This window comes from Enterobacter cloacae complex sp. ECL411 (genome assembly GCF_021869665.1).
Classification (GTDB): domain Bacteria; phylum Pseudomonadota; class Gammaproteobacteria; order Enterobacterales; family Enterobacteriaceae; genus Enterobacter; species Enterobacter intestinihominis.
The window spans coordinates 1-12,238 of record NZ_CP091488.1 but is presented as its reverse complement, the minus strand read 5'-3'; the positions used below and the strand labels follow the sequence as shown (position 1 = coordinate 12,238).

15 protein-coding genes are annotated in these 12,238 nt (G+C 50.7%); 5 read left to right on the top strand and 10 right to left on the bottom strand.

The annotated features are described in order from the left end of the window. Window positions 1-7 precede the first annotated feature (7 nt). From L3069_RS24605 to L3069_RS24590, 4 genes are all read left to right on the top strand, one after another. Window positions 8-532 (top strand): sigma-70 family RNA polymerase sigma factor, encoded by a 525-nt coding sequence (locus L3069_RS24605; RefSeq protein ID WP_370651369.1) that lies wholly within the window; start codon window positions 8-10, stop codon window positions 530-532. Window positions 533-551: 19 nt separating this feature from the next. Next, window positions 552-914: an arsenic metallochaperone ArsD family protein gene (locus L3069_RS24600; protein ID WP_127851239.1), complete on the top strand. Its 363-nt coding sequence runs from the start codon at window positions 552-554 to the stop codon at window positions 912-914. 20 nt (window positions 915-934) lie between these two features. Next, window positions 935-2,692 (top strand): arsenical pump-driving ATPase, encoded by a 1,758-nt coding sequence (gene arsA, locus L3069_RS24595; protein ID WP_127851238.1) that lies wholly within the window; start codon window positions 935-937, stop codon window positions 2,690-2,692. Window positions 2,693-2,816: 124 nt separating this feature from the next. Further along, complete coding sequence (locus L3069_RS24590) at window positions 2,817-3,353, top strand: GNAT family N-acetyltransferase (protein WP_127851237.1); 537 nt, start codon at window positions 2,817-2,819, stop codon at window positions 3,351-3,353. Between the two features lie 34 nt (window positions 3,354-3,387). Here L3069_RS24590 and arsC read toward each other — a convergent pair whose 3' ends face one another. The 9 genes from arsC to L3069_RS24545 form a co-directional block, all read right to left on the bottom strand. After that, the gene (gene arsC / locus L3069_RS24585) at window positions 3,388-3,813 is read right to left on the bottom strand and encodes a glutaredoxin-dependent arsenate reductase (RefSeq protein ID WP_017880248.1); all 426 of its coding nucleotides are present in this window, start codon (window positions 3,811-3,813) and stop codon (window positions 3,388-3,390) included. 12 nt (window positions 3,814-3,825) lie between these two features. After that, window positions 3,826-5,115, bottom strand: coding sequence for an arsenite efflux transporter membrane subunit ArsB (gene arsB / locus L3069_RS24580; protein WP_127851236.1), 1,290 nt, complete (start codon window positions 5,113-5,115; stop codon window positions 3,826-3,828). Window positions 5,116-5,162: 47 nt separating this feature from the next. After that, on the bottom strand, window positions 5,163-6,914 hold the full coding sequence (gene arsA / locus L3069_RS24575) for an arsenical pump-driving ATPase (protein WP_127851235.1): 1,752 nt from the start codon (window positions 6,912-6,914) through the stop codon (window positions 5,163-5,165). Between the two features lie 17 nt (window positions 6,915-6,931). Beyond that, entirely contained in the window at window positions 6,932-7,294 is a 363-nt protein-coding gene (arsD, locus tag L3069_RS24570) for an arsenite efflux transporter metallochaperone ArsD (RefSeq protein ID WP_127851234.1), read from the bottom strand. A 47-nt stretch (window positions 7,295-7,341) separates the two neighbouring features. Then, a complete protein-coding gene (gene arsR / locus L3069_RS24565) occupies window positions 7,342-7,695 on the bottom strand; it encodes an As(III)-sensing metalloregulatory transcriptional repressor ArsR (RefSeq protein WP_127851233.1) in 354 nt (117 codons plus the stop codon). A gap of 121 nt (window positions 7,696-7,816) precedes the next feature. After that, window positions 7,817-8,308 carry an arsenate reductase ArsC gene (locus tag L3069_RS24560; RefSeq protein WP_127881752.1) on the bottom strand — a complete coding sequence of 164 codons (492 nt, stop codon included), beginning with the start codon at window positions 8,306-8,308 and terminating at the stop codon, window positions 7,817-7,819. A 142-nt stretch (window positions 8,309-8,450) separates the two neighbouring features. Continuing rightward, entirely contained in the window at window positions 8,451-8,891 is a 441-nt protein-coding gene (locus L3069_RS24555) for a dual specificity protein phosphatase family protein (RefSeq protein ID WP_127851291.1), read from the bottom strand. A gap of 43 nt (window positions 8,892-8,934) precedes the next feature. Continuing rightward, window positions 8,935-9,414, bottom strand: a complete 480-nt coding sequence (locus L3069_RS24550) for an arsenate reductase ArsC (RefSeq protein ID WP_127851292.1) — start codon at window positions 9,412-9,414, stop codon at window positions 8,935-8,937. 4 nt (window positions 9,415-9,418) lie between these two features. Then, window positions 9,419-9,790, bottom strand: a complete 372-nt coding sequence (locus L3069_RS24545; RefSeq protein WP_127851293.1) for a helix-turn-helix transcriptional regulator — start codon at window positions 9,788-9,790, stop codon at window positions 9,419-9,421. A gap of 475 nt (window positions 9,791-10,265) precedes the next feature. Between L3069_RS24545 and L3069_RS24540 the strand changes: the two genes are divergently transcribed. Beyond that, complete coding sequence (locus tag L3069_RS24540) at window positions 10,266-11,270, top strand: IS110-like element IS4321 family transposase (RefSeq protein ID WP_000427623.1); 1,005 nt, start codon at window positions 10,266-10,268, stop codon at window positions 11,268-11,270. A gap of 181 nt (window positions 11,271-11,451) precedes the next feature. Here L3069_RS24540 and L3069_RS24535 read toward each other — a convergent pair whose 3' ends face one another. Further along, the gene (locus L3069_RS24535; protein ID WP_217189052.1) at window positions 11,452-11,724 is read right to left on the bottom strand and encodes a DUF2767 family protein; all 273 of its coding nucleotides are present in this window, start codon (window positions 11,722-11,724) and stop codon (window positions 11,452-11,454) included. Window positions 11,725-12,238: the final 514 nt, after the last annotated feature.

Below are 12,238 nucleotides of genomic sequence, written 5' to 3'. Positions count from 1 at the left end.
GGCTGGTATGAGTGATGTAACGGCATTCAACAACTGCATGAGCGTGTTCTGGCGGCAACATGAAGCCGAACTCTCTCGCTTTCTGACATCGAAGACAGGTGATAGCGAAAAGGCAGCCGACCTTCTGCAAGAGCTATTCCTGCGTGCCCGCGCTCATTCAGACAGTTTCTGCGAGATGGAGAATCCACGAGCCTGGCTGTATCGGGCGGCGAGGAACCTGCTGATTGATGAGTACCGCACCACCAGGGAGTTCGTTGAGCTGGAAGAAGATGCCCCATTCACAGACGCATCCCCTGATGCCATCTCAACGCTGGATATATGCCTGCCTGAAACATTACAGGCTTTGTCCGAAGATGAGCGGTGGCTGATTGAAGAGTCCGATCTTAACCGGCGTCCTCAGCAGTCCCTGGCCGATGAACTGGGTATTACGCTTACCGCGTTTAAATCCCGTCTGCTGCCACAAAAAAATGAACTAATCGCGCATCTTTTTCCCACCACCTTCGTTTACCTCAGTGTAAAGCCAAATGGCTAAACACTGAGGTAAACAATCCATGTCAAAAATTGAGATCTTTGAAGCTGCAGGGTGCTGCGCAACCAGTAGCGTTGTGGTCAGCGACGAAGCCGTCAAATGGAACGCCAGCGCCGAATGGGCGAAAAAGAATAGCGTTGATATTCAGCGCTACAGCCTTGCGAAAAACCCGCAGCAGTTCCTGAATACCCCTGTCATCAAAGAGTTTCTGAACACATCAGGGATGGAGTCCCTGCCTGTCACCTTGCTCGATGGAAAACTCGTGATGGAAGGCAAACTCCCGACTCGTGAAGATATCGCCCGTTGGGCAGGTATTCCGCTTACTCAGGACTGGAGTGAAGACAGCACACAACCACGCTGCTGCTGCATTCCACGTATGCCTTAATTCCAGAGGAGCTAACACTGATGAATATGCCATTTTTAAAAGACATTCCCCCATTCATCTTCTTCACCGGTAAAGGTGGGGTGGGTAAAACATCCCTGGCCTGTGCTACTGCGGTATGGCTGGCTGACCAGGGCAAGAGAACGCTTCTGGTGAGTACCGATCCGGCTTCCAATGTCGGCCAGGTATTTAGCCAGACTATCGGCCACCGAATCACAGGTATCAGCACCGTTGAAAATCTTGCCGCGATGGAAGTTGATCCAATGGCTGCTGCACAGGCTTACCGCGACCGTGTGCTCGACCCCGTTCGTGAGCTAATGCCAGCTGATGTGGTCAAGAGCATTGAAGAACAGCTCTCAGGTTCATGCACCACGGAAATCGCAGCATTTGATGAGTTTACTGGTCTTCTTACCAATCATGAGTTGCGGGAAAAGTATGACCATATCGTATTTGATACTGCGCCAACCGGTCATACCATCCGTATGCTTGAGTTGCCAGGGGCCTGGAGTGGTTATCTCGAAGCGAACCCTGATGCCGCCGCTAACCTCGGGCCGCTAGTGGGTCTGGAGAAACAACAACACCAGTACTCAGACGCGGTTAAGGCGCTCGCTAATGCTGCACTCACGCGCCTGGTTCTGGTTGCCCGCGCCCAGGCTTCGACACTGAAAGAGGTTTCCCATACGCATGATGAGCTGTCTGCTATCGGTTTGCAGCATCAGCACCTTGCCATTAATGGTGTGTTGCCGCCATTTGTGGGAGAAAATGATCCGCTGGCACATAGTATTTTGGCTCGGGAGGAAAAAGCGCTACTTGCTATGCCAGAGAATCTGGCGAACCTTCCCCGCTCGCAGCTGTATCTCAAGCCATTTAATCTGGTCGGTCTCGAAGCCTTGCGTGAGTTATTTACAGAGAGCGAAGCCTCGATGTCTCTCCCAACTACCACGCTGAACACTCTGGATTTACCGAAACTTGCCTCGCTGGTGGATGAACTGAGCCAGACGGGCAAAGGGCTGGTCATGACGATGGGTAAAGGCGGTGTGGGTAAAACGACCGTGGCGGCATCGGTGGCGGTATCTCTGGCAAAACGCGGTCATAAAGTCCATCTGACCACGTCAGATCCGGCAGCACATCTGTCTTATACGCTGGATGGCTCGCTACCAAACCTTCAGGTCAGCCGTATTGACCCGAAAGTAGAGACAGAACGCTATCGTCGCTTTGTTCTGGAAAATCAGGGGAAAGGGTTAGATGCTGAAGGGCTGGCGGTGCTGGAGGAAGATCTCCGCTCACCATGTACTGAGGAGATCGCCGTCTTCCAGGCATTCTCGCGGATCATCAAAGAGGCAGACGATCATTTTGTCATTATGGACACAGCGCCAACAGGTCACACGCTTCTGCTACTGGATGCAACAGGAGCCTATCACCGGGAAATGGTGCGCCAGATGGGGCAAACTCATGACCATGTGTTGACGCCAATGATGCAATTGCAGGACCCGGAGAAGACGAAGGTGATTATCGTGACGCTTGCCGAAACGACACCTGTACTGGAAGCAGCCAACCTGCAGCAGGATTTGCGTCGGGCTGAAATTGAACCATGGGCATGGGTAATCAATAGCAGTCTGGCTGCTGCGAAACCGTCCTCACCGTTCCTGGTAACCCGAGCCAGTCGCGAACTGCCGCTGATAAATGACGTTACAGAGCAGTTTGCAAAGCGTATTGCATTAACACCACTGCAGAACGAAGAACCAGTGGGTGCGACTCTGCTGGCAAAAATGGCAGGCTAATAGATGGGGCTGCGGCCCCATCTTCTGTAGCCAAACTTTTGCTTATACAGATTATAAGTTTAAGTGCTTAACCTGCTGTCGCGAATTCCGGTAGTTTGTAAAACACCATTACTGGAGCAATTCGATGCACATTATCAAAGCTGAAGAACAGCACATTACCGCGATATGCAATATCTATGCTCACCATGTTCTACATGGTACAGGTAGCTTTGAAACCGAACCTCCTGATACGCAGGAAATGCTTAACCGACTGAGGAGCATTCAGTCTCGGGGATTCCCATGGTATGTCGCCCTGCAGGGCGATACGATCATTGGCTACTGTTATATTTCCCGTTACCGCGAACGCCATGCTTATCGGTTCACGGTTGAAAATTCGATATATATTGATCCGGCTTATCAGCGCCAGGGCGTCGGAAAAGCACTGCTCGATCATGCATTAAAATGGGCCGAATTTCAGGGATATCGTCAGATGATTGCTGTTGTGGGTGACAGCGCTAACGTTGCTTCTGTTGCGCTGCATATCCGCGCAGGATTTACTGAAATAGGCACATTAAAGGACATTGGTTTCAAACATGGTCGCTGGCTTGACACGGTTTTGCTGCAAATGAAACTTGGTGAAGGGAATAGTACTCTGCCAGAAGGTTCAGATCCTATGCCTTGAGGCAGGAATAAGGGGGCGTCTGCCCCCTTTATGTTTATTTCAATCGCTTACCTGTTTCATCAACGACTTTCTCGCCGTCTTCCTTAGCAAATGCGCCTTTTTGCGCATCCGGAAGAATATCCAGTACCACTTCGGAAGGGCGGCAAAGGCGCGTTCCCAACGGTGTCACCACAATCGGGCGGTTAATCAGGATCGGATGCTGAAGCATAAAATCGATTAACTGATCGTCAGTAAACTTATCTTCGGCAAGCCCCAGCTCTTCATAAGGTTCGACATTTTTACGCAGCAGCGCCCGTACTGTAATCCCCATATCTGCGATAAGTTTGACCAGTTCATCGCGTGACGGTGGATTTTCAAGGTAATGAATAACGGTCGGTTCATTACCGCTGTTGCGGATCATCTCCAGCGTATTACGTGACGTGCCGCAGGCCGGGTTGTGATAAATGGTGATGTTGCTCATATCAGTATCTCATTACAAAGTGAAAGAGAGACGTAGCGCCAGCGCTGCCAGCGTTACAAACAGCACAGGCAGAGTCATGACGATCCCGGTGCGGAAATAGTATCCCCAGGTGATGGTCATATTCTTCTGTGAAAGGACATGCAGCCAGAGCAGCGTTGCCAGGCTACCAATAGGTGTAATTTTCGGGCCCAGATCGCAGCCAATCACGTTGGCGTAGATCATCGCCTCTTTAATAACGCCAGTTGCAGTGCTTCCATCAATAGAAAGAGCGCCAACCAGCACGGTAGGCATGTTGTTCATGATGGAAGACAGGAAAGCCGTCAGGAAGCCAGTACCCAGCGTCGCAGCCCAGAGTCCTTTATCCGCCAGTACGTTCAGCACACCTGAAAGGTATTCGGTTAGCCCGGCGTTGCGCAGACCGTAGACCACCAGGTACATCCCCAATGAGAAGATGACGATCTGCCATGGCGCACCGCGCAGCACTTTGCCAGTGTTAATGGCATGGCCTCGTTTAGCTACTGCAAACAGGATCACAGCTCCAACAGCCGCAATCGCGCTAACGGGAATGCCGAGCGGCTCGAGGACAAAGAACCCAACCAGCAGAAGAATTAAAACTATCCAGCCGGTTTTGAAAGTTGCCAGATCTTTAATCGCCTTTGCCGGTGCTTTCAGGAGAGCCAGATCGTAAGTCGGTGGAATATCTTTGCGGAAGAACAGATGCAGCATCACCAGCGTGGCGATAATAGCGGCAATATCCACCGGCACCATTACCGACGCATACTCAGTGAAGCCCAGTCCAAAGAAGTCCGCCGAGACTATATTCACCAGGTTCGACACGATAAGCGGCAGGCTGGCCGTATCGGCAATAAAACCGGCAGCCATGACGAATGCCAGCGTGGTGCCTTTGCTGAACCCTAGTGCCAGCAGCATGGCGATGACTATCGGCGTTAGAATAAGTGCCGCACCATCGTTGGCGAACAGTGCCGCCACCGCCGCACCGAGCAGAACAATATACGTAAAGAGCAAACGTCCACGACCGTTACCCCAGCGGGAAACGTGCAGCGCTGCCCATTCGAAAAAACCGGACTCATCAAGCAGCAGGCTGATAATAATTACGGCAATAAAGGTCGCCGTCGCGTTCCAGACGATATTCCACACCACCGGAATATCTCCCACATGCACAACGCCAGATATCAGAGCCAGTCCCGCGCCCAGCATTGCACTCCAGCCGATCCCTAATCCCTTCGGTTGCCAGATAACCAAAACAATGGTCAGGACAAAAATAGCGCCTGCCAGTAACATAAAACCTCCTGACAGGGCGACTTTGTCGCCCTGTATATGCCAAAAAATTAACTCATCAACTCTCTGAGCTTTTCAATACCGGCGGGCTCTGACGCCAGCACCGGAACAAGCGCTATACGGTCAGCGTGCTGATTCTTAACAGCCTCAATCTGAGGCAGTTCCTGATGAGCACGCTGGCAAAGCAACGAAGAACGCGTATCCGCAATGGAAAGGCTGTTATTGATAATCCAGCCCCAGGGATGAATCCCCGCTCTTTCAAGGTCAGCCTGCAGGTTTGCCGCTTCCAGCACTGGTGTTGTTTCAGGCAGGGTGACCAACAGGACTTTGGTTCGCTCCGAGTCCTGAAGCTGCATCATCGGAGTGGTAAAATGACCTTTATCCCCCATCTTCTTAGCAATTTCGCGGTGATACGCCCCGGTAGCATCCAGCAACAACAGCGTGTGCCCGGTAGGTGCCGTATCCATGACCACAAACCGTTTGCCTGCTTCACGGATTACGCGTGAGAACGCCTGGAACACCGCAATCTCTTCTGTGCAAGGAGAACGTAAATCCTCTTCAAGCAGTCGTTTCCCGGCATCGTCCAGATCTCTTCCTTTGGTCTCAAGGACATGCTGACGATAGCGTTCGGTCTCCTCGTGAGGATCAATTCTGCTGACCTGCAGGTTGTTGAGACTACCGTTGAGGGTGGTACTGAGGTGGGCCGCAGGATCAGAAGTGGTGAGATGCACATCAAACCCCATGTCGGCCAGCCTGACGGCGATTGCCGCAGCCATCGTGGTTTTCCCGACACCACCTTTACCCATCAGCATAATCAACCCATGTTCATTACGGGCAATGTCATCGGCCAGAGTAGATAACGACGGGATGTCTGGTTTTTGCGGCGGCTGCTCTTCAGGGATAGACATCAATTCAGGCCGGGAGGCGAGTAGTCCCTTCAGTGCCGACATACCCACCATATTCACCGGTTGCAGGAATAAGGTATCCGTTGGCAGACCGGACAGACCTTCCGGAAGATTTTCCAGCGCGTCCTGCTCCCGACGCCAAATTGCCGCTGCCAGTGTGTCGTTCATGGCCTCGGTTTCGGGCAGCACACCATTGATGACCAGATACTGGTTTTTAAGGCCTATTGCGGCAAGCTCTTCATGCGTGCGGGCAACTTCCTGCAAGGTTGATTTTTGCAGTCGCGCAACCAGAACCAACCGGGTACGCTCCGGGTCAGACAATGCTTCAACGGCGTGAGCATACTGTTCACGCTGCTTTTCCAGTCCCGCCATCGGACCGAGGCAAGAAGCGCCATCCGGATTACTTTCAATAAAGCTGCTCCAGGCGCCCGGGAGCTGGAGAAGGCGAATGGTGTGACCGGTTGGCGCGGTATCAAAGATGATGTGGTCAAAACGATTCAGCAGGGAGGGATCAGTCAGTAAACCAGTGAACTCATCAAATGCAGCAATCTCTGTGGTACAGGCGCCTGAGAGTTGCTCGGTGATGCTATTAACGACCTCATCAGGCAGCAGCCCTTTAATAGGATCAACAATTCTGGCCCGGTATTGTTGTGCCGCAGCTTGTGGGTCAATCTCCAGAGCCGACAAGCCAGGTACGGCAGCGACTGGCAGAATAGTATTGCCAATTGTCTGGTCAAAGACCTGGCCTACGTTTGAAGCCGGGTCAGTACTCACGAGCAAAACGCGTTTGCCCAGTTCTGCCAGGCGGATAGCCGTAGCACAGGAAATAGAGGTTTTACCGACACCACCTTTACCGGTAAAAAACAGGTAAGGCGGGATATTGTGTAAAAAATTCATATGTCCTCCTGACATATTCAGCAACAGGAAGTCTTACCACCACAGCAACTTGTTGGTGCTAAGCCCACTTTCTCCAGCGGTATGCCGAACCAGCGAGCCAGTTCAGTACGTTTCGGGTAACGCCCGGCCATCACCGTTTCTCCGTCCAGCAGCAGCAATGGAAGACCTTCAGCACCTGATACCTCAAGGAATGCTTTCGCTTTCTCGCTCTGTACAAAGTTCATGGGTTGCTGTGCCAGGTTATAGCGGTCAACCTGAACACCGCGCTGTTTCAGCCATTGCACATCTGCGGAAAAATCAATCAGAACCTGATCGACATCTGAACCACAAACACCGGTACTGCAGCACATTACCGGGTCGAACACCGTTAGCGTTTTCATTCTCAATACCTCACATTCGTAAAATCATATATGTATAAGCAAATTTTTTAGATACAGGCAGCTTTACCGCTACCAGAGCAGTTAGCTGATGCCAGCTTGTGGGCGATGGCCTGAACGCCGTCTTGTTGGCTTAACCAGGCTTGCTCGATAATCTGCGCGGCCCATGAGGGGATATGCGGCGATAAGCGGTAGTTAACCCATTTTCCCTGCTTGCGATCCAGCAAAATTCCGCTTTCCCGCAGCATTGCCAGATGGCGGGATATTTTAGGTTGTGACTGCTCCAGTGCAGTACACAAATCACATACGCACAGTTCCCCCATCTCTCTGAGCAAGAGAACGATACCCAGACGGGTTTCATCAGACAGGTTTTTGAAGAGTTGTATGGATGATAATTGCGGCATAAGCCCTCCTGCTTTTATCTGGCAGTGTCTCTCTGCGGCAGCAGAATGTCAAAAATATATTTGAATTTCCATATATAAAAACGAGTGGTCGTACTAAATGAAAGCCTGTTAGCAAGGTTGTTTACTTACCAATACGGTTGAGTTCCTGCTGAAGAGACATACGATCCAGTTTATGCAGCGGCAGGTTCATAAAAATTCGAATCCGGTTGCTAATTTCTTTGTATATCCGGCTGAATTCTTGCAACTTCTGCTCTTCAGTTCCTTTAAACAAGGCCGGATCGGAAAATCCCCAATGGGCAGTAATCGGTTGCCCTGGCCAGGCCGGACAAGACTCGCCTGCTGCCTGATCGCAGACAGTGAAAATGAAGTCCATTTTGGGAGCATTGGCATCTGCAAATAAGTACCAACTTTTACTGGATAGCGTTGAGGTATCTATGTGATGTCGCTGCAAGAAAAGTGTCGTCATCGGATGCAGCTCTCCCCGAGGGTGAGTGCCAGCGCTGTAAGCTTTAAAATTGCCTTGCCCTATCTGATTCATGAGCACTTCAGCCATGATGCTTCTTGTTGAGTTACCTGTACAAAGAAACAGCACGTTGAATGGTTGATTTTGCATCTCAATCTCCTGCCGGACAGCTTGTCAGGTCAATCCCGTAAGTTATTGCGCCAGATTGAAACGCTCAATCATGGCAGCCACAATGTTAAACAATGCCACATTGGGTGTTTACTCCAGTGTGGCGAAAAGCGGGACTCGGTGTTTAGTCAGGTTCAGGGTAGAGGAGGCCTAACGCCTGATACTGAATTGGCTTGATGTTGAGTACCGGGCGAATAGATTTAGCTCGCTCAACCGCTTCCGGTAAGGTTTTGCTGATGTTTAATTCCAGCAAGACGCCTGCTGCCACCGTTCCAGTCCGTCCTCTGCCTGCGCCACAATGAAATGCCACTTTATGACCATTTTGATAGGCATCCACTACCGCGAGAATTGCATCACGGAACAGTTGCTCCTCGGGCTCTTCGGCATGATCACTCAATGGAATATGTACCCACTGCACCTCTGGTTGATGTGCAGCACAGCCCGTCGATTCGGCACGTAAATCAACAACCACGTCGATGCCATCTTCATCCACCATCTGCTGGATATCATTAGCGCCGCCACAGTAAATATGACCCGGGATTAGTGCATGATATAGCTTGCTCATGTACTTGTTTTCACTCCTTCTAAACTAGAAAAAGACTAAATACTTAACCCACCAGATTACCGATACGGTCCAGTTCGGCTTTCAATAGGGTTTTATCCTGCTGCAATTTTGCCAATGGAAGAGCAAAAAATGCCTCGATACGCGAACGCAGAATGGTATATGCCGTGACAAATGCCACATCGATCTCCTCGTCCGTCCCTGTGGCATGAGCAGGGTCCTCTACACCCCAATGGGTTCGTAACACAGGTCCCAAATAGGTCGGGCAGGTTTCATTGGCAGCATTGCCACAGACGCTGATGACGATATCCGGCACCTGGGGTAGATTTTCCCACGACTTACTGTAATAACCCTCGGTGGCGATACCTTCACGAGCCAGTAAAGCAAGTGAGCGGGGATGCACCTGACCCGTCGGATGACTTCCGGCACTCATACCATGCCAGCCTTCTGGTGCCAGATGGTTGAATATCGCTTCGGCGAGAATGGATCGACAAGAATTACCGGTACACAGAAACAATACGTTCATTAGACTAGTCCTCACATTTTATCCTGGTGGGTGCCGGTGGTTCTGTGGATGAGCAACTTGGATCGGAGTACAGAGATATGCATTTTTCCGGATGACCAGAACAACACTCTTCAGTCAGGAAAGTTATCAACTCCACCATCAAAGAGATGTTGGCCCGATAACGCTGGAAACGTCCTTCCTGCTCAACCGAGAGCAATCCGGCATGGATCATAGCCTTGAGATGAAATGACAAATTATTTGGAACAATGGCAAGGCTTGAGGCAATTTGCCCCGCGACCATCCCCTGTGGCCCGGCTTTCACCAGCAAGCGATAGACATCCAGTCGGATGCCAGAAGCCAGGGATTCAAAAACTTGAGTTGCGGTGTCTTTTCTCATAATTCAATGCTACAAGAACTATTGAAGTAATCAATCGGATTTTATGGCCTGGTGGACTCAGGGGTTTGAAGCTCTGCGGTGGCCAAGTGTACGTAAAGTGCGTTTTTTGAACAGATTTGCTAGGCAAAGAAAACGAGGGTTTTGTGGACTCTTTTCATTGATGCCAGTATCCACGAGGTTTACCATACTTTTGAAGTTAACAAACTCGATAATAAAACCAGAGTAAGCGCACTAGAACTTACCATTGATGTATAGATTTAAAATCATACAATTACGTTCTTAGCTTATATTTCCATCCCGTTGGGCTTCAACTCCGTCTACTCACCTCAAGCAGAGATCCGGGAAAGACCGGTCATTACGCGCTGTTGACATCAATTTGTACAAAAAACAATCTTAGCGTGGGATATTTAATGAGATGGTCACTCCCTCCTTCCCGGTACTATGCTGAGGACAGGCTTTCATTCGGAGAACTATCATGGAAAACATTGCGCTCATTGGTATCGATCTGGGTAAAAACTCTTTCCATATTCATTGCCAGGATCGTCGCGGGAAGGCTGTTTACCGTAAAAAATTTACCCGGCCAAAGTTGATCGAATTTTTGGCGACATGCCCCGCTACAACCATCGCAATGGAAGCCTGTGGCGGTTCTCACTTTATGGCACGCAAGTTGGAAGAGTTGGGGCATTCCCCAAAGCTGATATCACCACAATTTGTCCGCCCGTTCGTTAAAAGCAATAAAAACGACTTTGTCGACGCCGAAGCTATTTGTGAAGCTGCATCGCGTCCGTCTATGCGTTTTGTGCAGCCCAGAACGGAATCTCAGCAGGCAATGCGGGCTCTGCATCGTGTCCGTGAATCCCTGGTTCAGGATAAGGTAAAAACAACCAATCAAATGCATGCTTTTCTGCTGGAATTTGGCATTAGCGTTCCCCGAGGAGCTGCCGTTATTAGCCGACTGAGTACCATTCTTGAGGATAATAGTTTGCCTCTTTACCTCAGCCAGTTATTGCTGAAATTACAACAGCATTATCACTATCTTGTTGAGCAGATTAAAGATTTGGAATCCCAGTTGAAACGAAAGTTGGACGAAGATGAGGTTGGACAGCGCTTGCTGAGCATTCCCTGCGTCGGAACACTGACAGCGAGTACTATTTCAACTGAGATTGGCGACGGGAAGCAGTACGCCAGCAGCCGTGACTTTGCGGCGGCAACAGGGCTTGTACCTCGGCAGTACAGCACGGGAGGTAGGACGACATTGCTGGGAATTAGTAAGCGAGGTAATAAAAAGATCCGAACTTTGTTGGTTCAGTGTGCCAGGGTATTCATACAAAAACTGGAACACCAGTCTGGCAAATTGGCCGATTGGGTCAGGGATTTACTGTGCCGGAAAAGCAACTTTGTCGTCACTTGTGCTCTGGCAAACAAGCTGGCCAGAATAGCCTGGGCCCTAACGGCACGACAGCAAACTTATGTAGCATAACGGCAGAAATACACCGGTTTAAAGAATTACTGATCTGGTTTTGCGAATACTGATATTGATGATACTAACGGCCCACCGGCCTGTTGAGGAACCTGTAAAACGGAAAGGCTCATTGAAGCCGTATATTTTCTGGAGGTTCATCAGGCGCGGAACTCATCAAGGCGCGGGAATAAAATCCCATTCAGACGCCGGATAGATTCAAGCAAGCCAACTTGTCGTCAAAATCGGTGTTGCAAAAACGGGAGTGACCATAGATTCCGTTTTCCAAGCGGACCCCAAGATAAAGGACCTGGTTCGGCTCCCATTTCCCGCTTTCGGCAATACCATTTCGCAGCACAGCAACAATATTTTCACTGGTGGAATCGTGTCCGGCCTCAACAAGTGAAAACACAATACTGCCCACGACCTGGCACATCTCATCATGCTGGCGTAAGAACACTTCTGAATAGTCCATCCTGCTATCTCCACGGTGAGTCAGTTCAACATAATGGCCATGTACCATTATGCCGCGTAGCGGCATAGAGACGCCAGCCGGAGCGGAATTGTATGCAGTGGGTGGGTGGCGTCGTGGCCGGCGTAAGCCGTCACTGATTGATAGGTTCTCCCAATTCCGCCCTTCACCCTGCCAGGCCATACCCGCTTAATGCCATTCCTGTTGTTACTGTGCGCGATCGGAGTGAGTCCGTCGAGGCCAGAGGCCGCTGACGGGCTGTATCTCCGCGTTAGCGCCGGAAGGCGCTTACGAGCGTGTACGCTCAAGCCTCGCCCCATTTCCTACAGCCACACGAAGCTCTAGTTACAACATCCCTTTTAAAGCGAGGATGTTCCGGCCCTTCGGGCCGGGGCGGCGTCGCTTTAGCAGGGGCAGGTGTGTGCGCGGTGTTGGGTTCTGGCCAGAACGGGGCCCGGCGCGTGCGACGGGAGGCACTTCTGTTTTTCTCTGAGCGGCGGCCCTGTGGCCGCTGCAC